The organism is Streptomyces sp. CBMA29 (genome assembly GCF_014596445.1).
Lineage (GTDB): Bacteria > Actinomycetota > Actinomycetes > Streptomycetales > Streptomycetaceae > Actinacidiphila.
Window position 1 is genome coordinate 82,209 of the sequence record NZ_MECL01000196.1, and the last position, 20,216, is coordinate 102,424.

Annotated in this window: 16 protein-coding genes and 3 tRNA genes; 14 read left to right on the forward strand and 5 right to left on the reverse strand. The window is 72.3% G+C overall.

What is annotated here, in order from left to right; translation table 11 throughout:
* Window positions 1-15: 15 nt before the first annotated feature.
* The 4 genes from BGM09_RS26190 to BGM09_RS26205 all read right to left on the reverse strand — a co-directional run bounded on the left by BGM09_RS26190 (window position 16) and on the right by BGM09_RS26205 (window position 880).
* Window positions 16-91: transfer RNA gene (locus BGM09_RS26190), tRNA-Gly, on the reverse strand.
* A gap of 133 nt (window positions 92-224) precedes the next feature.
* A tRNA-Gly gene (locus BGM09_RS26195) sits at window positions 225-300 on the reverse strand.
* A 49-nt stretch (window positions 301-349) separates the two neighbouring features.
* Window positions 350-421, reverse strand: a tRNA-Gly gene (locus BGM09_RS26200).
* A gap of 141 nt (window positions 422-562) precedes the next feature.
* The gene (locus BGM09_RS26205) at window positions 563-880 is read right to left on the reverse strand and encodes a histone-like nucleoid-structuring protein Lsr2 (protein ID WP_188284161.1); all 318 of its coding nucleotides are present in this window, start codon (window positions 878-880) and stop codon (window positions 563-565) included.
* Window positions 881-1,283: 403 nt separating this feature from the next.
* On the opposite strand from BGM09_RS26205, the gene purS reads away from it, so the two are divergent.
* The 5 genes from purS to BGM09_RS26230 all read left to right on the forward strand — a co-directional run bounded on the left by purS (window position 1,284) and on the right by BGM09_RS26230 (window position 5,899).
* The gene (gene purS, locus BGM09_RS26210) at window positions 1,284-1,529 is read left to right on the forward strand and encodes a phosphoribosylformylglycinamidine synthase subunit PurS (protein WP_093716007.1); all 246 of its coding nucleotides are present in this window, start codon (window positions 1,284-1,286) and stop codon (window positions 1,527-1,529) included.
* Window positions 1,526-2,206, forward strand: coding sequence for a phosphoribosylformylglycinamidine synthase subunit PurQ (gene purQ, locus BGM09_RS26215; protein WP_188284162.1), 681 nt, complete (start codon window positions 1,526-1,528; stop codon window positions 2,204-2,206). Before purS ends, purQ begins: the two co-directional genes overlap by 4 nt.
* Window positions 2,203-4,470 (forward strand): phosphoribosylformylglycinamidine synthase subunit PurL, encoded by a 2,268-nt coding sequence (gene purL, locus BGM09_RS26220; protein WP_188284163.1) that lies wholly within the window; start codon window positions 2,203-2,205, stop codon window positions 4,468-4,470. The genes purQ and purL overlap by 4 nt, the downstream gene beginning before the upstream one ends.
* 366 nt (window positions 4,471-4,836) lie before the next feature.
* Window positions 4,837-5,229, forward strand: coding sequence for a hypothetical protein (locus tag BGM09_RS26225; RefSeq protein ID WP_188284164.1), 393 nt, complete (start codon window positions 4,837-4,839; stop codon window positions 5,227-5,229).
* A gap of 142 nt (window positions 5,230-5,371) precedes the next feature.
* Window positions 5,372-5,899 (forward strand): DinB family protein, encoded by a 528-nt coding sequence (locus BGM09_RS26230; RefSeq protein ID WP_188284165.1) that lies wholly within the window; start codon window positions 5,372-5,374, stop codon window positions 5,897-5,899.
* A gap of 288 nt (window positions 5,900-6,187) precedes the next feature.
* Here the strand turns inward: BGM09_RS26230 and BGM09_RS26235 are convergent, their stop codons facing one another.
* Complete coding sequence (locus tag BGM09_RS26235) at window positions 6,188-6,847, reverse strand: hypothetical protein (RefSeq protein ID WP_188284166.1); 660 nt, start codon at window positions 6,845-6,847, stop codon at window positions 6,188-6,190.
* 109 nt (window positions 6,848-6,956) lie between these two features.
* Here BGM09_RS26235 and BGM09_RS26240 point away from each other — a divergent pair, with 109 nt between their 5' ends.
* The 9 genes from BGM09_RS26240 to purF all read left to right on the forward strand — a co-directional run bounded on the left by BGM09_RS26240 (window position 6,957) and on the right by purF (window position 20,197).
* Complete coding sequence (locus tag BGM09_RS26240; protein ID WP_188284167.1) at window positions 6,957-7,448, forward strand: chromosome partitioning protein; 492 nt, start codon at window positions 6,957-6,959, stop codon at window positions 7,446-7,448.
* A 245-nt stretch (window positions 7,449-7,693) separates the two neighbouring features.
* On the forward strand, window positions 7,694-9,628 hold the full coding sequence (locus tag BGM09_RS38590; RefSeq protein WP_188284168.1) for a tetratricopeptide repeat protein: 1,935 nt from the start codon (window positions 7,694-7,696) through the stop codon (window positions 9,626-9,628).
* 130 nt (window positions 9,629-9,758) lie between these two features.
* Entirely contained in the window at window positions 9,759-12,158 is a 2,400-nt protein-coding gene (locus BGM09_RS26250) for a serine/threonine-protein kinase (RefSeq protein ID WP_188284169.1), read from the forward strand.
* Window positions 12,145-13,650, forward strand: coding sequence for a protein kinase domain-containing protein (locus BGM09_RS26255; RefSeq protein WP_188284170.1), 1,506 nt, complete (start codon window positions 12,145-12,147; stop codon window positions 13,648-13,650). The genes BGM09_RS26250 and BGM09_RS26255 overlap by 14 nt, the downstream gene beginning before the upstream one ends.
* Window positions 13,651-13,686: 36 nt before the next feature.
* Window positions 13,687-14,481 carry a hypothetical protein gene (locus BGM09_RS26260; RefSeq protein WP_188284171.1) on the forward strand — a complete coding sequence of 265 codons (795 nt, stop codon included), beginning with the start codon at window positions 13,687-13,689 and terminating at the stop codon, window positions 14,479-14,481.
* A 114-nt stretch (window positions 14,482-14,595) separates the two neighbouring features.
* A complete protein-coding gene (locus tag BGM09_RS26265) occupies window positions 14,596-14,991 on the forward strand; it encodes an effector-associated constant component EACC1 (protein ID WP_188284172.1) in 396 nt (131 codons plus the stop codon).
* 4 nt (window positions 14,992-14,995) lie between these two features.
* The gene (locus BGM09_RS26270) at window positions 14,996-17,656 is read left to right on the forward strand and encodes a caspase, EACC1-associated type (RefSeq protein ID WP_188284173.1); all 2,661 of its coding nucleotides are present in this window, start codon (window positions 14,996-14,998) and stop codon (window positions 17,654-17,656) included.
* A 56-nt stretch (window positions 17,657-17,712) separates the two neighbouring features.
* A complete protein-coding gene (locus BGM09_RS26275) occupies window positions 17,713-18,519 on the forward strand; it encodes a maleylpyruvate isomerase family mycothiol-dependent enzyme (protein WP_188284174.1) in 807 nt (268 codons plus the stop codon).
* A 160-nt stretch (window positions 18,520-18,679) separates the two neighbouring features.
* Window positions 18,680-20,197 carry an amidophosphoribosyltransferase gene (gene purF / locus BGM09_RS26280; RefSeq protein ID WP_188284175.1) on the forward strand — a complete coding sequence of 506 codons (1,518 nt, stop codon included), beginning with the start codon at window positions 18,680-18,682 and terminating at the stop codon, window positions 20,195-20,197.
* Window positions 20,198-20,216 lie beyond the last annotated feature (19 nt).

The window sequence follows — 20,216 nt, forward strand, 5'->3', positions numbered from 1 at the left end:
GGGCCTTCGCAATGCTGGAGCGGACGACGAGATTCGAACTCGCGACCCTCACCTTGGCAAGGTGATGCTCTACCAACTGAGCTACGTCCGCGGGTCGTGCGGACACTGTACCCGATCGGACGCGGCCATTAGAAACCGATATATCCCGCCGCCCCGTGACGCGCCGGGCGGTCACCCGGGTACGACGAAGGCCCCGGTCGTGGTGACCGGGGCCTTCGTAACGCTGGAGCGGACGACGAGATTCGAACTCGCGACCCTCACCTTGGCAAGGTGATGCTCTACCAACTGAGCCACGTCCGCATTGCTGCGGCCACTCTACCCGATCCATAGGACCGGCCGGAGTGACCAGAGCGGGCGACAGGAATTGCACACTGCCCCTCCCCCCTGGAAGGGGGGCGCTCTGCTACTGAGCTACACCCGCGTGACCTCCGCTGACCTGGCCTTTTCGGCCCTGCCCTCGGCGTGCTCCACACACTAGCGGAAGGGTGGGGGTGGCTGTCCAGTCGGCACCACCGCCCCCGCCCGTTCGCCCGGCGGTTGTCAGTGAGTTGTCGCGGAACCGTCAACTGGCCTTGTTGAACGCCTCGTAGACCTTCTTGGGGATCCGCCCGCGGGCCGGGACCTCGAACCCGTTCGACTGCGCCCAGGCGCGGACGGTGGCCGGGGTCGGGGCGATCGGCGTGCGCTTGTAGGCGCGGCCCGAAAGGGTGCGGCGGCGGCCGGCCTCCACGTAAGGGGCCAGGTCATTGCGCAGCTTGTCCGCGTTCTGGGACGAGAGGTCGATCTCGTACCACTGACCGTCGACGCCGAATGCGATGGTTTCCGCCGCTTCTCCGCCGTCCAGGTCGTCGGCGAGGGTGACCAGTACGCGTTGCGCCATAGGGATGTGGTCCTTTCGTACGCCATCGGCCTTGCCGGGGCCCGGCGATCGCACGCGGCCCGTGTGTCGTGGCGGTCGCGAGCGGGAACGGTCGCGATCGGACGCCGGGCCGCGGTGTCACGGGTGGGCCGACAAGTCGAGTGTCGACAAGTTTTCATTTGTACGATGCCACGAAATGGGCACCGCGTGATACATCGTGACACCTGTTAATTCCCCCGGGTGCCGCTTCGTAATCGGGACCCTATGTTTCACCTACGGGTTTCCCCAAGCATTTCGGCGGCCGATACATAAACGTGATCAGTGATCTAGGGGTGCACTAGGGGGCGTGTTCATATCTACTCGCGTAGATTCTCGCACCGGGTACGCTGAGAGAACCTCACGCACCACACCACCGGGAGTGCAAGTGGCACGCGTCGTAGTCGACGTCATGCTCAAGCCGGAGATCCTCGACCCCCAGGGCCAGGCGGTGCAGCGAGCACTGCCGCGCCTGGGCTTCGACGGGATCTCCGACGTCCGCCAGGGAAAGCGCTTTGAACTAGAGGTCGAGGGGCCGGTCGACGACGCCGCCCTCGCCCGCATTCGCGAGATGGCGGAAACCTTTCTCGCGAACACCGTGATCGAGGACTTCGCCGTAAAGGTGGAGTCGTGACTGCGCGCGTTGGCGTCGTCACATTCCCCGGCACACTCGACGACCGTGACACACAGCGCGCCGTCCGGGTCGCGGGCGCCGAAGCCGTACCGCTGTGGCACCGTGACAAGGATCTCCAGCAGGTCGACGCGGTGGTTCTGCCGGGCGGCTTCTCGTACGGCGACTATCTGCGGGCCGGCGCGATCTCGCGTTTCTCGCCGGTGATGGAAACGATCATCGAACAGGCGAAGGCCGGAATGCCGGTTCTCGGCATCTGCAATGGGTTCCAGGTGCTCACCGAGTCGCATCTGCTGCCAGGCGCGATGCTGCGCAACGACCACCTCCACTTCGTCTGCCGCGACCAGAAGCTGCGGGTCGAGACCAGCGCCACCGCCTGGACGTCGCAGTACGCGGACGGCCAGGAGATCTCCATCCCGCTGAAGAACATCGACGGCCGCTACACCGCCGCCGAGCGCGTGCTGGACGAACTGGAAGCCGAGGGCCGGGTGGTCTTCCGTTATCTGGACGGCAATCCGAACGGGTCGCTCCGCGACATCGCGGGCATCAGCAATGCCGCGGGCAATGTCGTCGGCCTCATGCCGCACCCCGAGCACGCCGTCGAGCCGCTGATCGGCACCGGCCGCACAGACGGCCTCGGATTCTTCACCTCGGTCCTGAAGAAGTTGGTCTCCGCATGACTCTCGACGCCGTCAGGCACCTCGACACCGTCACCCACGCCGCCGAGACGCCCGAGGCCGGGCAGCCGTGGAAGGAACTCGGCCTCAAGGAGGACGAGTACGCCCGGATCCGCGAGATCCTGGGCCGCCGCCCGACCGGCGCGGAACTGGCGATGTACTCGGTCATGTGGTCGGAGCACTGCTCGTACAAGTCGAGCAAGGTGCACCTGAAGCAGTTCGGCGAGAAGGCCCCGCAGACCGACGCGCTGCTCGTCGGCATCGGTGAGAACGCGGGCGTCGTGGACGTCGGCCAGGGCTACGCCGTCACCTTCAAGATCGAGTCGCACAACCACCCGTCGTACATCGAGCCCTACCAGGGCGCGGCCACCGGCGTCGGCGGCATCGTCCGCGACATCCTCGCGATGGGCGCGCGGCCGGTCGCCGTGATGGACCCGCTGCGGTTCGGCGCGGCCGACCACCCCGACACCCGGCGCGTCCTGCCCGGCATCGTCTCGGGCGTCGGCGGCTACGGCAACTGCCTCGGTCTGCCCAACATCGGCGGCGAGGTCGTCTTCGACCCCTGCTACCAGGGCAATCCGCTGGTCAACGCGCTGTGCGTCGGCGTCATGAAGCACGAGGACATCCACCTCGCGCAGGCGTCGGGCCCCGGCAACAAGGTGATCCTGTACGGCGCCAGGACCGGCGGCGACGGCATCGGCGGCGTCTCGGTGCTGGCCAGCGAGACCTTCGACGCGACCGGTCCGTCCCGTCGCCCCGCCGTCCAGGTCGGCGACCCCTTCCAGGAGAAGCTGCTCATCGAGTGCACCCTGGAGATCTTCCGCGAGCAACTGGTCGCGGGTATCCAGGACCTCGGCGGCGCGGGCCTGTCCTGCGCCACCAGCGAGCTGGCCTCGGCCGGCTCCGGCGGCATGCGCGTCGAACTGGACACCGTGCCGTTGCGCGACGCGACGCTCTCGCCCGAGGAAATCCTCATGAGCGAGTCGCAGGAGCGGATGTGCGCGATCGTCGAGCCCGACAAGGTCGAGCGCTTCCTGGCGATCTGCGAGAAGTGGGACGTCATCGCCACCGTCATCGGTGAGGTGACCGAGGGCTCGCAGCTGGAGATCTTCTGGCACGGCGAGCAGATCGTGGACGTGCCGCCGCGCTCGGTCGCGCACGACGGGCCGACGTACCACCGTCCGTACGCCCGGCCGCAGTGGCAGGACGCGCTCCAGGCCGACGACGCGGGGAAGCTGCCGCGGCCCGGCACCTCCGCCGAACTGCGCGAGCAGGTGCTCAAGCTGGTCGGCTCGCCGAACCAGGCGTCCAAGGCGTGGGTCACCGACCAGTACGACCGCTTCGTGCAGGGCAACACGGTGCTGGCGCAGCCCGAGGACTCCGGCATGATCCGGATCGACGAGGAGACCGACCTCGGCGTGGCGATCGCCACCGACGGCAACGGCCGCTTCGCGAAGCTCGACCCGTACACCGGCGCGCAGTTGGCGCTCGCGGAGGCGTACCGCAATGTGGCCGCCTCCGGGGCCAAGCCGCTGGCGATCTCGGACTGCCTGAACTTCGGCTCGCCCGAGGACCCGGCCGTGATGTGGCAGTTCGCCGAGGCCACCCGCGGTCTCGCCGACGGCTGCCTCCAGCTCGGCACGCCGGTGACCGGCGGCAATGTGTCGCTGTACAACCAGACCGGCGACGTGGCGATCCACCCGACCCCGGTGGTCGCGGTGCTCGGCGTGATCGACGACGTCAACCGGCGTACGCCGATGGCCTTCAAGGACGAGGGCCACCTGATCTACCTGCTCGGCGACACCCGCGAGGAGTTCGGCGGCTCGGCCTGGTCGCAGGTCGTCCACGACCACCTCGGCGGTCTGCCGCCCGCCGTCGACCTCGACCGCGAGCGGCTGCTCGGCGAGATCCTGATCTCCGCGTCGCGCGACGGCATGATCGACGCCGCCCACGACCTCAGCGACGGCGGTCTCGTCCAGGCGGTCACCGAGTCCTGCCTGCGCGGCGGGCACGGTGCGCGGCTGGTCGTCCCGGACGGTCTGGACGCCTTCACGTTCCTGTTCTCCGAGTCCGCGGGCCGCGCCGTCGTCGCGGTGCCGCGCTCCGAGGAACTGCGCTTCACCGACATGTGCGGGGCGCGGGGCCTTCCGGCGGCGCGGATCGGCGTCATCGACGGCGACGAGATCGACGTGCAGGGGGAGTTCAGCATTCCGCTGGGCGAGCTGCGCGCCGCGCACGAGGGGACGATTCCGGCGCTGCTCGCCTGAGCGTTCCGCTGATGTGACGGGAATGTCCACAGGAAAGTCCACCGGGTGCCCCGGCCGCGATGACGCGGCCGGGGCGTCTGTGTGGTGTGGCGTGGACGGGCGATTGTCGTAAAGGTCTGACGGACGGTTTGACGGGCGGTCTGACGGATGGTTTGACGGGTCGGTCTGCCGGGCGGTCTTCCGAGCGGTTTTACGGCCGGTCTTACGAACGGCTTTACGGGAATGGCGCGTTGTGGCAATTGCCGGAGGCTTCGTAAGAAGGCATGTGCCGGATCCACCCGTATGGCGGTGCTCGGGCCTGTGCGCCGTCACACATGATCGTTTCGCGCGCTCGCACGCTGGCGCACGAAACGAGGGGAATGTGCAGTGATCACACGTAAGAACATCGCCGTGCTGCTGTCCGCCGCCGTGATGACGGCCGGTCTCGCCATGACCGGCGGGGCCTCGGCCACGGCCGCCGCTCCGGCGAAGGAGAAGGTCAGGCCGGCCGCCGAGTGCGGTGTGCGCTCCGACGGCCGTCTGTACTGCGGCAACAAGGTCGGGGCCAGGGGCTTCGCGGACCGCTCCTACCGCTCGGCGACCCGCGGCACCCTGACCACCGGCTTCAACTGGTTCGTGTGTTGGGGCCACGGCGACCCGCACGCGGGCCAGAACGACATCTGGTATTGGACGCAGCTCGACAACGGCGCCTGGGGCAACGTCCCGGCCGTCGACATCTACACCGGCCAGGACCCGGCGCCCGGCCTGCGGGAGTGCTGAGACCGTTCGCCGCTCGGGGATGACCGCCCCCGGTGCCGCGGGCGCCGGGGGCCGGTTCTTCTCGCGGGGAGGCCGCTGATCCGGGGTCCAGCCCGTCGCCGCCCGCCCCCGGCCGGTCGAAACGGACCGGTCACAATGGACCGTGACCTCAGAGCAGACCGAGACCCCCGACCCGCGCACCGGCCCGCCGACCACGGGCGGTGAGCGCGAGACGCTGCGCGGCTTCCTCGACTACCACCGCGAGACCCTCGCCATGAAGTGCGACGGCCTCACCGACGACGAACTGCGCCGCTGCTCCATGCCGCCGTCCGCCCTCAGCCTGCTCGGGCTCGTCCGGCACATGGCCGAGGTCGAACGCGTCTGGTTCCGCCGGATCATCGACGGCGAGGACATCCCCCTCGTCTGGTCCGCCACCGGCGACTTCCAGGAGGCGTACGACGCCTCCGGCTCCACCCGTGACGAAGCCTTCTCCGCCTGGCACTCCGAGGTCGCCCACTCCCGCCGCATCGAGGCCGCCGCCCCCACCCTCGACCTCGTCGTCCACAACTCCCGCCACGACGAGGATGTTTCGCTCCGCCTGGTCATGCAGCACGTCATCCTCGAGTACGCGCGTCACAACGGCCACGCCGATCTGCTCCGCGAGGCCATCGACGGCACCGTCGGCGCCTGACGGCGCCGTGCCGGCCACGGCGCTCCCGCAGGTCACCACCCGCCTGCGGCGGGGCAGTTCGGTTGTCTCCGGGCCACCGGCCGGTGGGGGCTGGCCGTCTCTTGGCCGGGGGCCCGGCGAGGTTTTTAGGGGCGCGGGGAACTGCGCGCTCAGCCACGGCGGTGGCGGGCCTTGAAGAACCGGCCCCAGCGGGGCAGACGCGGGTGGTTCTGGACTCACAGCCCGGTGGGGCGGGCCGCGCCCCCGACGGGCACGTCCTGGGTGAGTGCGGCGCACAGAATGTGCGGGCTAGCGGAGGTGGGAGACGATCGCCTGGGCGAAATCCTCGGCGAGGCCGACCGGGCCGGGGCCCTTGGGGGCGGTGTCGCCGAAGGAGGTGACGATCAGGCGGAAGGAGCGGCCGGGGGAGACGGCGACGACCATGAGGGCGGAGCCGTCGCGTGAGGAGGCGCCGACGCGGGCGGTGTGCCCGGAGACGGATTCGTGGGTGAGGTTCCGGAAGCGGGCGTCCTTGGTGAGGTCGGCGGAGGTGTAGGGGGCGAAGTCCACGAGGCCGCCCACCGCGCCCCACTGGCAGGACAGGGGGCTGTCGCCGCTGGCGTGGGACTCGCTGCCGTCGATGCCGATCCAGAGCTTGGCCGGGCCGGTGTCGTCCTCGTTGACGGCGAGGCAGGGGTGCCGGGCCAGTTCGGCGAGGGTGTGCGTGCTGCCCGGCTTTCCGTACGCGGGACTCGTCGGCGACGGCGACGGCGACGGCGACGGCGTGGCGGTCGCGGTCGCCGACGCGGTCGCGGACATGGTCGCGGACGCGGACGTACCGGCGCGCGGGCTGTTCGCCGCGTGCGACGTACCGCTTCCGCCGTCGCAGCCGACGACAGCGGCCGACGCCGACGCCACGAGAAGAGCCGTCACCACGGTCGCGCCTCGGGCGCGCTCTGCTTGCCTCATGCCCAGGGACAGTACGCACCGCCCCCGGGACCGGTCCCGAAGCACCGCCGCTTTCGATGCGGCGGCACGGGAGTCGGGGCTTTGGGGCTACCGTCGAAGAGTGACCGGTGTGGAGATTGCGATCGGGTACGTGTGCGCGTGGCTGGTGGCCAAGGCGCGACGGGTGGCGGGGCGGGCGGACGCGGAGGTGGACCGGGGTCTGGACGCCGGGATGGACCGGCTGCACACGCTGGTCTCCGGAGCGCTGGGGGAGGACCCGGCGTTGGAACGTGCGGTGCGGGAGGCGGACGGCGGGGAGGTGTCCGCCAGGACGCGCCGCCGGCTGACCGACGCGCTGGACGAAGCGGTCGAGCAGGACGGGGAGTTGGCGGAGGCACTGCGCCGTGTCGTGGCCGAGGTACGGGCGTTGACGCCCGCCACGGCATCGGCGGAAGGCGACGGCGTCGCCATCGGGGGGAACGCCGAGATCCGCGCGGAAGGCGGCTCGGCCGCCGCCGTACGGATGGGTGACGTGACGATCGGAAACCCGCAGGCCCCGGACCCGCAGGCCCCGGACCCTCAGGCCCCGGACCCTCAGGCGCCGGGTCCGCCACAGGGCTGAGCGCACCCGGCGCTCCACCCGACGAGCCCACGAGAACGCCAACGGCCTTCACGATAAGGGCTGTTGACGGCTCCGTCGCGGCCCACACCGTCCACGGCGGACTTCACCAGCACCATCACGCGCCCCCGCGCCCGCCCGCCGCCTGGCCCGTACAGATCGGCGTCGTCCCGCGCGAGGCGGACTGCTTCCAGGACCGCGAGGCCGTCGGCGCCCTGGACGCGGCGCTCACCGACGCCGGTACGGCCGTGGTCGGCCAGGTCCTGACCGGCATGGGCGGCGTCGGCAAGACCCAACTCGCCGCGCGCCACGCCCGGGACGCGTGGCGGTCCGGCCGCCTCGACCTGCTGGTGTGGGTCACGGCGACCAGCCGCCAGGCGGTGGTGGACGGCCTCGCGGAGGCCGCGCACACGCTGCTCGGGGCGGACCGCGAAGACCCCGAGCGTGCCGCCCGCGCCTTCCTGGCCTGGCTGGAACCCAAACCCGCCCCCAACGTGCCGCGTTGGCTCGTCGTCCTGGACGACGTCACCGACCCCGCCGACCTCACCGGCCTGTGGCCGCCCGACAGCCCCACCGGCCGTACGGTCGTCACCACCCGCAGCCGCGACGCCGCCCTCACCGGCCGGGGCCGTCGACAGGTCACCGTCGGCGTGTTCACCGAAGAGGAGAGCGAGAGCTATCTGACCACTGCCCTCGCCGCCCACGACCGCGAGCCCTTGCGCGAACTCATGGCGCTGGGAGGCGCATTGGGCTGGCTCCCGCTCGCCATGTCCCAGGCCACGGCGTACGTCGTGGACGCCGGAATCACCTGCGCGAGCTACCGCGCCCGCCTCGCCGACCGCGCCCAGCGCCTCGCCGACCTGCGCCCCACCGCCCTGCCCGACGACCAGACCACCGGCGTCGCCGCCGCCTGGACCCTGTCGCTCGACCGCGCCGACCACCACGCCCCGGCCGGCCTCGCCCGCCCCATGCTCCAACTCGTCTCGATGCTCGACCCCAACGGCATCCCCGAGGCCGTCCTCACCGGCGCTCCCGCCCGCAACTGGCTTGTCCACGCCGCCCCTTCGCAGGACGCCGTCTCCTCCGACGACGCCGTCCGCACCCTCCGCGTCCTCCACCGCCTCAGCCTTCTCGACCACAGCCCCCGTACCCCGCACCGCGCCGTCCGCGTCCACCGCCTCGTCCAGCGCGCGGTGCGCGACACCTTGAGCGAGGCGGAACAGGACGCGCTGGCGCGGGTGGCCGCCGACGCGCTGATGGCGGCCTGGCCGGAGGTCGAGCGGGACACGGAACTCGCGCAGTCACTGCGGGCGAACACGGCCGCCGTGATCGGGGTCGCGGAGAGGGCTCTGTACGAGCCCGCGTTCCACCCCGTGCTGTACCGCAACGGCATGTCGCTGGGAGCGGCGGGTCAACTCACTGATGCCATCTCCTCCTTCGAGAACGTCGTACGCCTGTCGCGGACGCTTCTGGGCCCCGGCCACCAGGACACCCTCGTCAGCCGCGCTCTGCTCGCCAACTGGCAGGGGACAAAAGGAGATGCGGCGGGTGCCGTCGCCGCGATGACGGACGTGCTCGGCGACATGGAGCGTGTGCTGGGCCCCGGCCATCCGTACACGCGCCTTGTGCGCCCGCTACTTGCGTGGTGGCAGCGTCAGGCGGGGGACCTCACGGGAGCCTCCGCACTCGGGGAGTGGCTGGCGGACTCACGCCAGGTCGTGCGGCCCGACGATCCCGTCCTGTTCGCCATCCGCAGCGGACTCGCCGACTGGGAAGGCGGTACACGTGATCCGTCCGCCGTCGTCACGATCTACACGGAACTCCTCGCGGAAGCCGTGCACATGCTCGGCCCCGATCATCCCCATACCCTCGGTATCCGTGTGAATCTCGCCGCATGGAAGGGGAAGACGGGCGACCCGGCCGGTGCCGCAGCCGCTTGCGAGGAGCTGTACGAGGACCATGTCCGAGTCCTGGGACCCGCTCACCCGCAGACGTTCCGCGCCCGTCGTGAGCTCGCCAACTGGCATGGCCTGGCAGGGGACGCGTCCGCCGCCGTAGCCGCTTTCGAGACGGTGCTGGACGACATGCTCAAAGTCCTCGACCCCGAACACCCCGACATCCGCCGCACCCGCGACCGCCTAGCCCACTGGCAAGCCAAGTCCGCCAAGAACCGGACGCGTTGAAGCGCCCCGCCCACCCCCTCTAGAACACGCTGTGAAGTCCTTGTGAGGACCCGGCGGTCCCCGCCCCGCCCAAGGCGACAATTGGTGCTCCTGTGACTCCCGCCCCGGCGGCCGAGAAGGAATGAGCGCCGTGGAGCCGCTACAACCGGAGGACCCGGAGCAGATCGGGGGTCATCGGCTGCTGGCGCGGCTGGGCGCGGGCGGAATGGGCGTGGTGTACCTGGGGCGTTCGCCGGGCGGGCGCGCGGTGGCGGTCAAGGTCGTGAAGGCCGGGTTCGCGCGGGACGCGCGCTATCGGGCGCGCTTTCGCAGGGAGGTGGCGGCGGCCCGTACGGTGACGGGGGCGTTCACCGCGCCGCTGCTGGACGCCGACGCGGACGCCGCCGTGCCGTGGCTGGTGACCGAGTACCTGCCGGGCCTGTCGTTGCGGGAGGCGGTCGGCGGGTACGGCGGTCTGCCGCCCGCCGCCGTACGCCTGTTGGCCGCCGCGCTGGCCGAGGCGCTGGCGGACATCCACCGCGCGGGCCTGGTGCACCGGGACCTCAAGCCGGAGAACATCATGCTCACGGCGGGCGGTCCCCGCGTGATCGACTTCGGGATCGCCCGCCCCGACGACGCGACCTCGATCACCGCCCCCGGCGCGCTGCTCGGCACGCCGGGTTTCATGTCACCCGAACAGGCGTCCGGCGGGCTCGCGGGCTCCGACAGCGACGTCTTCGCGCTCGGCGCGGTGCTGGCGTTCGCGGCGACCGGGCGGGAGCCCTTCGGCGACGGCGACCGGGCGGCCACGCTGGAACGGGTACGGCGCGCGCAGACGGATCTGACCGGGGTGACGGATCGGGGGCTGCGGGCCCTCGTCGCGTCCTGCCTGCGCCGCGAGCCAGGTGAACGCCCTTCTGCCGCAACCCTGTTGGAACGGCTCGGCGAGCCGGAAGCGTCCGTGCAGGGCACGCGGTGGCTGCCACCGCCGATGGCCGAGGCGGTGGACCGGCGGGTGACGGGTGCGGAGCCGCCGCCGTACGCCCCGACGCCGGGGCAGGCGCGGCCCGGGGGAGCGCAGGGACCGCAGGCCGTGGCGCCGGGCCAGACGACGGCCGACCCGACGGCCGACCCGACGGCCGGTCCGCCGCCGCCGACCCGCCCCCCGAAGACGCCCGGCACCCTCCGCGACCCGAGCCGCCGCACACTGCTGCTGACGGTGGCCGCCGTCGCCGCCGTACCCGTCACGGCAGGGGTCGTACTGGCCGTACGGGGCACCGGCTCGGACCCGGGCCCCGGGCCGTCCGCCAAGGGCCGTACGTCCGGCAAGGGCCGTACGTCCGGCGGGCCGAAGCCGTCGAGCGGTCCGGCCTCGCCGCCGTCTCCCACCGCACCGCCGGAAGCCACCTCGCGGTGGCGGACCAAGGTGCCCGCCAACGGCCGGGGTTACCCCGACATCTACGCCAGCGGCGACGTCGTCCTCACCGCCGACGACACGGGCACCGCCATGGCCCGCGCCCTCGACGCGCGCACCGGGAGGCAACTCTGGTCGCGGCCCATCGACTTCGCCACCCAAGCCTCCAAGATCACCGTCGGCGACGGCGCCGTGTTCGTGATCGACGAGCGCACGAACGACACCTCCACACTGCGCGCCGTCAACCCGACGTCGGGAGCCACCCTGTGGACCTACCGGGTGCCGCTCATGAACTTCGTCTGGGGCGCGGCGGCCACCGGCTCGACGGTCTGCGTCACGGGCGGCGACGAGGTGACGGGGTTCGACGCCAAGAGCGGCAAGGTCATCTGGCGTACGACCGTGGAAGGGCAGTACGCCACGGCGGGCGCCGGGCTCGTCCTGGTCGAGAGCACCGCGCGGGGCGCCAACGTGATCACCGCCCTGTCCGCGACCACCGGCCGCGTCCGCTGGACGCACAAGCTGGCGGACCAGCCGATGGACACCGTCATCGGCGGCGACGGCTTCGTCTTCACCCACGACGCGTACGGCGGCCTGTTCGCGCTCCACTCCGCCACCGGCAAGGCCGCGTGGAACAAGACGGTGGACACGCGGAGTTCGTACCGCCGCACCGGCGGCGGCCTGCTCTTCGCGGACGACGTCGACGGCCACATCCGCGCACTGCGCGCCAGTACCGGCGCGGAGGTCTGGTCGCGCCGCATGGGCCAGGGCGCGGCGAATCCGTACGGCGAGTCGACGGCCATCGGCCTGTCGGGCGGCACGCTCTGGGTCGGCACGACCGACTCCGTCGTCTACGCCCTCGACGCCGCAGACGGCAGCGTCCTGTGGACCTACGGCGCCGACGCGATGAACGAACCCGGCGCCTCCGCCGATCCGGCGTGGGGCGCGCTGGCCGTCGGCGGGCTCGTCGTCCTGGGCACACGGGACGGTTACCTCGACGCGGTCAGCCCGCCGCCGTCCGCTGCGGGCGGCGTCACACCGAGCGCCTCGCCGAGCGTCACACCGAGCGCCACACCGAGCGTCACAGCGAGTGGAGCACCGAGCGTCACACCGAACGGAGCCCCGGATGCAGCGGCTTGAGCCCGGCGACCCCGATACGGTCGGCCCGTACCGGACCCTGGCGCGCATCGGCACGGGCGGTATGGCCACCGTCTACCTGGCCCGTTCCCGTGGCGGCCGGTCCGTCGCCGTCAAGGTCATGCACGCCGACCTCGCCCGCCAACTCCCCTACCGCGAAAGGTTCCGGCGCGAGATCGCCGCCAACTCCGCCGCGAGCGGCGTCCACAGCCCCTCCGTCCTCGCCGCGGAACCCGACGCCGCCACGCCCTGGATGGCCACCGAATTCCTGCCGTCGCTCTCCCTGCGCGACACCGTCGAGCGCTTCGGCCCGCTCCCGGCCGCCTCCGTCCGCCGCCTCGCCGCTGGTCTCGCCGAAGCCCTCGCCGACCTCCACCGCAACGGCGTCGTCCACCTCGACGTCAAGCCGGCGAACGTCCTGCTGACGGCCGACGGCCCCCGGCTGATCGACTTCGGCATCGCGACGACGGCGACGACGGCCCCGACCGCCCCGCCCGGGACGCCGCCCGGCCCTGACCACGTGTCCGTCAACGCGGCAGGCCACGGGGGCTCTTGGGGCTTCATGTCCCCGGAACAGGTCGCGGGCGCGGCCGGTCCGCCGAGCGACGTCTACTCGTTGGGCGCGACGCTGGCGTACGCGTACGAGAGCGCCGCCAGCGGGGTGGAGGCCAGCGGGATGGAGGACGGCGTGATGGAGGCCAGCGGCGGTACGGACGCGCTGCGTGTCCTCGTCGCCGACTGCCGACGGCCCGACGCCGCCGCGCGCCCGACCGCCGCCGCGCTGGTCCGCCGCCTCGCCCCGGCGCCGGACGAGAGCGCGGCCCCCGCCGTCAACTGGCTCCCGCCGCAGGTCGTCACGGCCATCGACGCGAACGCGAGCGCCGCCGACAACCCGCCCGGCCTCTCGCCCCGGTCTCCCGGGCCGGGCCGGCGCCGCGTCCTGCTGGGCGGCGCCGCGGCGGCCGTCGTGGCCGTGGCCGGGGGCACGGCGGCGGTGCTGGTCGCGCGCTCGGACGGCTCGTCGTCCGGTACGGGACCGGGCGGCGACGCGAAGTCGCGTACGACGCCCGCGCGTTCGCACGCGAGCGCCACCCCCACGGTGACCGCGACCCCCACGGCCCCCGCCCCCACACCCTCGGCGAAGCCGGTCCCCCTGGTCTTCGAGGTCACCGGCACCGGCACCCTGACGACGATCTCGTACGCCGTCAACGGCAGGGTGACCAGGACCAGGAAGCCGCAGAAGCTGCCCTGGCGCAGGACGGTCGAGGTGCCGGGGGCCGCGGGCTCCGTCGGCTGGGAGATCAGGCTCACCCTCGGCTCGGGCACGGCGCACTGCCGCATCCTGCTGGACGGCACCACGGTGTTCGACCAACGCGCCCCCATCAAGCCGCCGTTCGGCCCGACGTACCCCACCGACATCGCGGGGGGCGGGTCCAGCTCCCTGCCGGGCGGGTCCAGTTCCTTGCCGGGACCCCTCCCGAGCCTCGACGGTTAGCGTGTGCGCCCCCGGCCGAGGAGAGAGGCATTCACCATGGCGAGCAAAGTCAGCTTCCTGCCCAAGGACATCGGCAGCCTCAGCCGAGGACTTCCCGCCGCCGCGCCCGGCACGCTCTTCGTGCTCGGCCCGAGCGGCGGCATGAGTGTCGCCCCGGACGCGGACTTCCCCGTGATGTTCGGCCGCAACGAGCCGGACGTCCACGTCTGCGTCGGCATGGGCGACGCGTGCGTCAGCCGCCGCCAGGGGCTCATCACCTGGGCGCACTCCCGTTGGACCCTCAGCAACACGGGCAAGCTGCCGATCCGCTTTCCCGGCTCACGTCTCGTACTCGGCGGCGACCAGGCCGAGTTGACCACCGGCTACACCCCGCTCTTCATCGTCGCCCCGCGCCAGGAACACCTGCTGGAGGTCCGGATCGCCTCCGCCGCCCGGCCGCCCGGCGCCGCCGTCCGGGGCTCGGCCTCCCTCGCCCACGAGCGCGAGACCCGCGACCGCGAGACCCGCGACCTCACCGACGAGGAGAAGCTGGTCCTCACCTGCCTCGCCCAGCGCTACCTCCGCAACGACCCCCAGCCCCAGCCCCTCACCTGGTCCCAGGTCGCCTGCGAACTCACCGACCTCCACCCCGCCGACCCCTGGAGCGCCAAACGCGCGGCCCACGTCGTCGCCAAGCTCCGCCGCCGCCTCAGCCGCGAGACCGACGTCCGCGGCCTGCTCGAACACGAGGTGCCTCCGCCGGTCGGCAACGCGCTCAACCACAACCTCATCACCGACCTTCTCCTCACCACCACGCTCACCAAGGCCGACCTGGACCTCCTGGGCGAATGACGCCCGCCCGGCCCACTTGTGGCGAACCGGTGCCGGGGGCGCGCCCGGCTGTGGCACGATCCGGTGAGACCGTGTTCTGGTGGGCGCGGGAACGGACGCCGGGGGGTGGCGGTAATGCGGTTGAGTATTGCGGCAGTTGACGGGGACGGGGACGGGGCCGCTGAGCTGCGGGAGTTGTGCGCGTGGCTGCGGACCGACGAGGACGGTCCCGACGAGGTCCGGCTGACGACGCGGTCGGGCGGTGCGGCCGGGGAGATGGGCCCCGTCGAGGTCATCGACCTCGTCCTCACGCACGCCGTGGCCTTCGCCAACCTCGCCGTGGTGTACGCCGGTTGGTGGAGGTCGCGGGCCCCGCGACGGCCGGGAGCGGGCTTCACCTTCACCCGTGACTCCGACGGGCTGACCGTGACCGTGTCGGGGGAGGACGGTTCCGAGGAGGCCGTACGCCGCCTGCTGGCCGTCCTCGCGGAGCCGCAGCAGCCGCCCGCGGGGCCGCCCGAGGTGGAGTAGGGCCGTGGAACTCGCCGACCCGCTCCGCTCGTACGCCGTCCTCATCGGCTCCTCGGCGTACGCCGACCCCGGCCTCGACGACCTGCCGGCCGTCGCGAACAACCTCGCCCGTTTAGGGGAGTTGCTCGAAGACCCCACCGTCTGGGGCCTGCCCCCCGACCGCTGCGTACGGGTCCCGGAACCCGCGTCCCCGGCCGAGGTGCTGGACGCGGTCCACGACGCGGCCCGCAGGACCAAGGACACGCTCCTCGTGTACTACGCGGGCCACGGCCTCAGCGACGCCGACGGCCTGCTGCTCACGCTGCCGTCCACCGACCCCCAACGCCCCTACACCTCGGTCGGGTTCGACTCCGTACGCCGCGAAGTCCTCACCGCCCCACGGGACGCGAACCGCATCGTGATCCTCGACTGCTGCTACAGCGGCAGCGCGCTCCTCGGCGGCATGAGCGGCGGCGGCGCGGCGAACGCGCCGGTCGAGATGGCCGAGCAGACCCGTATCGCCGGGTCGTACCTCCTCACCGCGAGCGCCGCCACCCGCAAGGCGCTCGCCCCGCCCGGCGAGACCTACACCGCCTTCACCGGCGAGCTGATCCGCCTCCTCGACCAGGGTCTGCCCGGCGGCGGCTCCCTCATCGAGGTCACCAGCGTCTACGAGCGGCTGCGCGGCGAACTCCTCGCCAAGAGACGGCCGTTGCCGCAGCAGCGGCTGAGCAACACCGGCCGCACGCTGGCCATCGCCCGCAACCGGTACGGGGCCGGGCGTACGGCGGCGCCGCCGTCCGAGACGCTGCCGGGCCCGAAGCCCGCCCCGCCCGCCGCCACGATCCCGGACGACCTGAAGGAGGCGCTGCGCGGGAAACCCCGCGCCATCGCGAGGGAGTACCTGCGGTTGTGGCCGACCGAGGGCGGACGCGCGCATGCCCGGGAACTGCTGCACCTCGCGGGCGCCTTGCGGCCGCCACAGGAAGTCGCGGCGCTCGTCGCCCTCCTGAACGGGGACAGTTGGGGCATCCTCTTCCAGGAAGTCGCCGCGCGCGGCCCGCAGGCGGTCGTGGAGTGCCTGGAGGCGCTGTACGCCGTGGACGGCGCCGAGGAGGCCCCGCACGGGCTGATCGAGGTAGTGACCACCCAGATCCCCGAAGCCGTCGTGGGCACGGTGCGGGCGCTGCGCGCCGCCGGATACCCGGCGGAGGCCGACCGGCTGCTGTCCAGGACGGTCTCGGAGAACGCGTACACCGAGTACGTCCTTGGCCTGCTCGGAGCCCTGTGGTCCGCGGAACTGGACGCCGACGCCGACCGCGTCCTGGCCGAGGCCACTACCGAGTCGGACGAAGAGGCCGTACGGTTCGCGGACGCGCTGCTGACGATGGGCCGTCGGCAGAAGGCGTTCGAGCTGTACGTGCGGGCCGCCGCGGTCGTCGTCCGCCGGTCGCCGGGCGAACTCATCCGTGTCGTCAAGGCGTTGGACGAGGAGCGGGAGGAGGAGCGGACCCGGGACCAGCCGCCCGAGACGGCGGACGCGCGGATCGTCCTGCTCCAGGAATTCGCGAGCACCCTGCTGGACACCGCCGTCGCGGAGGCCGAAGCACCCGCCGGGCTGGCGGAGTTGTGCGAGGCGCTGTGGAGCGCGGGCATGGAGGGCCGCGCGCTGATCGCGCTCGCGACGGCCGCCGAGTCGTACGACGCCCCTGCCGTCGTGGAGCTGGCCGACGCCCTGCGCGAGAGCGGCCACGCGGACGGCGTACGTCACCTGATGCGCGCCGCCGCTTTCACGCATCCGGTCGAGACGACCCCCTACTTCGTGGAGGCGCTGCGCGACATGGGCTGGCCGGTGGACGCCAACCGGCTGCTCGCCACCGCCCTGACCCGCTCGCCCGAGGAGATCGCGGCGCTGCTCGCGTCGTTGGGGCCGGGTCGGGAGCGGGACCGCGCCCAACTGGTCACGGCCGTCAACAGCCGCCCGGTCGCCGACCGGCTCCGGCTCCTCAGGGTCCTGCTCGCCGGGCCCGGCGACCACGACGACTTCCTCGCGTCGGTCGCGCTCCTGCCGGACGGGGACTTCCTGGAGGTCCTGGAGGCGCTGCGCGCCGCCGACGACGCGAGCGTCCTGGTCACGCTGTTCCGCTTCCAGATCCGCGCCGACCCGATGGGAGCCGCGGGGCGGCTGCTCTTCCTCATCGACAACGCGGAGGCGTTCGGTGTCGAGAGGGCGGTGCTGGCCGCGCTCGCCGCCAAGGGGCAGGACGGCGACAGCGAGCTGTCGGTCGCCGAGGTGAGCCGTCTGGTCGGCCCGACCGTCGCCCTCGAAGCGCGCGTCTACGCCACCGCCGCGCTCTGGGCCGCCGGATGCGGCGAGCAGGTCCGCACCGCCCTGTTCCGCCAGCACTACGTGGCGACAGGCACCTACCTGGTGAGCTGGCTCGTCGCTCTGCACGCCCACTCCCTGCCGGAGTGCGTCAACGCGGTCATCGCCAGCCGCTCCCTCACCGAGAGCGGCCCGCCCATCCTGGCCGACCTCGTCGCCGGTCTCGCCGAGGCGGACATGAAGGACGCCGCCACCTTCGCCCTCGGGCAGTACGCCTTCACCCTCGGCCCCAAACAGGTCAGCGCCCTCGCCCGCCGCCTCGCCCTCATGCCCGTCCTCCCGGACCCCTCCCGCCGGTGACCGCCAGTGACCGCCGGTGACCGCCGCTGTCAGCGGGCCCGTATAGCCTCGGGCGCATGCCCGTTGAACGGCGCCGACGCGCGCGGACGTACGATCCCGACCGGACGTGGGGGGCGCTCACCGCGCAGGCGGAGCACCTCCGGTCGGCCGTGAGCGCCTTGACGGGGGAGCGGCTTCAGCGGGAGAGCGGGCTGCCCGGCTGGGACGTGCGGACGCTCGTCGCGCATGTCGTACGCCAGACCGTGGTGCTGCCGCGTTACGTAGCCGAAGCCGTGCCCGCCGGGAAAGGGCCGCTGACCGATCTGGACACCTGGGCCGTCTCGACGGCCGGGATCGCCGACCGGCTGGACGCCACGACCAGGGAGGCCGCCGCGGCCATGGGGGACCCGGCCGAGGCGATGGCGGCGGCGGCCGACGAACTGGCCCTGTGCGGGGAGCGGGCGCTGCGGACGGATCTGGTGGTGCCGGACGTGTTCGGCGGGATGCGGGCGCTGGACTTCACCGTGACGCGGCTCGTGGAGCTGGTGGTGCACAGCGACGACCTGGCGCGGGCGACCGGCGTGGACGTGCCGCTGGACCGGCACGCCGTCGCGGCGGTCGTCCGGCTGCTCGCGGACGCGCTCGCCGCCAAGGCGCCGGGCAATTCCGTGGAGGTCCGCGTCCCGCCGTACGCGGCGGTGCAGTGCGTCGAGGGCCCGCGGCACACCCGGGGCACGCCGCCGAACGTCGTGGAGACCGACCCGCTGACCTGGATCCGGCTGGCGACCGGCCGCACGACCTGGGCGCGGGAAGTGGACGCCGCCGCCGTGAGCGCCAGCGGCGAGCGCGCCGACCTGGACGCGTATCTCCCCGTCCTGGGCTGACCTCGCGGGACGGTGACGGCCCCGCGCCCGGACCCGCGGCGCCCGAACGGCGGGGTCCACGTCACATGCCCGTGCCCCGCAAGGCACTACGCGCATAGAACCTGGAGATGCAAGGGTCGCCCGTTCGGACGATGGGCAATCCTGCCCTAGACTCGTGAACGTGCCTCGTGGTGATGGACGACTCAGCCACGACCTGCTCCCCGGTGAGAAGGGCCCCCAGGACGCCTGCGGCGTTTTCGGTGTCTGGGCCCCCGGTGAAGAGGTCGCCAAACTCACCTATTTCGGGCTGTATGCCCTGCAACACCGCGGACAGGAGTCCGCGGGCATCGCAGTGAGCAACGGCTCCCAGATCCTGGTCTTCAAGGACATGGGCCTGGTCTCCCAGGTCTTCGACGAGACCTCCCTCGGCTCGCTGACCGGCCACATCGCCGTCGGCCACGCCCGCTACTCGACCACCGGCGCCTCCGTGTGGGAGAACGCGCAGCCCACCTTCCGCGCCACCGCCCAGGGCTCCATCGCCCTCGGGCACAACGGCAATCTGGTCAACACGGCCGAGCTGGCCGAACTGGTCGCCTCCCTCCCGCAGGGCCCGGGGCGGGCCACCAAGGTCGCCGCCACCAACGACACCGACCTGGTCACCGCGCTGCTCGCGGGCCAGGTCGACGCCGAGGGCAACCCGCTCTCCGTCGAGCAGGCCGCCACGAAGGTGCTGCCGCAGGTCAAGGGCGCCTTCAGCCTCGTCTTCATGGACGAGCACACCCTGTACGCGGCCCGCGACCTCCAGGGCATCCGCCCGCTGGTCCTCGGCCGTCTGGAGCGCGGCTGGGTCGTCGCCTCCGAGACCGCCGCCCTCGACATCTGCGGCGCCAGCTTCGTCCGGGAGATCGAGCCCGGCGAGCTGATCGCCATCGACGAGAACGGCCTGCGCACCTCCCGCTTCGCCGAGGCCGCCCCCAAGGGCTGCGTCTTCGAGTACGTCTACCTCGCCCGCCCCGACACCGACATCGCCGGGCGCAACGTCTACCTCTCCCGCGTCGAGATGGGCCGCCGTCTCGCCAAGGAGGCCCCGGTCGAGGCCGACCTGGTGATACCGACTCCGGAGTCCGGCACCCCGGCCGCCGTCGGGTACGCCGAGGCCAGCGGCATCCCGTACGGCTCCGGGCTGGTCAAGAACAGCTACGTCGGCCGTACGTTCATCCAGCCGTCGCAGACCATCAGGCAGCTCGGCATCCGGCTCAAGCTCAATCCGCTCAAGGAAGTCATCCGCGGCAAGCGCCTGGTGGTCGTGGACGACTCGATCGTCCGCGGCAACACCCAGCGCGCCCTGGTCCGGATGCTCCGCGAGGCGGGCGCCGCCGAGGTGCACGTACGGATCTCGTCGCCGCCCGTGAAGTGGCCCTGCTTCTTCGGCATCGACTTCGCCACCCGCGCCGAACTGATCGCCAACGGCATGACCGTGGACGAGATCGGCACCTCGCTGGGCGCGGACTCGCTCGCGTACATCTCCCTGGACGCCATGGTCGAGGCGACCGCCATCCCCAAGGACAACCTCTGCCGCGCCTGCTTCGACGGCGTGTACCCGATGGACCTGCCGGACCCGGAGCTGCTGGGCAAGCAGTTGCTGGAGACCGAACTGGCCGGTGGCGCGGACGCCGCGGACGCGCTCCGCCGCCCGTAGGCTCCGCGGCAGCCACGTA

What these genes read in the sequence shown, in the direction of transcription:
- BGM09_RS26275 (WP_188284174.1), top strand. Translation starts at nt 17,713, where the DNA reads ATGCCCGTTGAACGGCGCCGACGCGCGCGGACGTACGATCCCGACCGG.
- BGM09_RS26260 (WP_188284171.1), top strand. Translation starts at nt 13,687, where the DNA reads ATGGCGAGCAAAGTCAGCTTCCTGCCCAAGGACATCGGCAGCCTCAGC.
- BGM09_RS26255 (WP_188284170.1), top strand. Translation starts at nt 12,145, where the DNA reads ATGCAGCGGCTTGAGCCCGGCGACCCCGATACGGTCGGCCCGTACCGG.
- BGM09_RS26235 (WP_188284166.1), bottom strand. Translation starts at nt 6,847, where the DNA reads ATGAGGCAAGCAGAGCGCGCCCGAGGCGCGACCGTGGTGACGGCTCTT.
- purL (WP_188284163.1), top strand. Translation starts at nt 2,203, where the DNA reads ATGACTCTCGACGCCGTCAGGCACCTCGACACCGTCACCCACGCCGCC.
- BGM09_RS26205 (WP_188284161.1), bottom strand. Translation starts at nt 880, where the DNA reads ATGGCGCAACGCGTACTGGTCACCCTCGCCGACGACCTGGACGGCGGA.
- BGM09_RS26265 (WP_188284172.1), top strand. Translation starts at nt 14,596, where the DNA reads ATGCGGTTGAGTATTGCGGCAGTTGACGGGGACGGGGACGGGGCCGCT.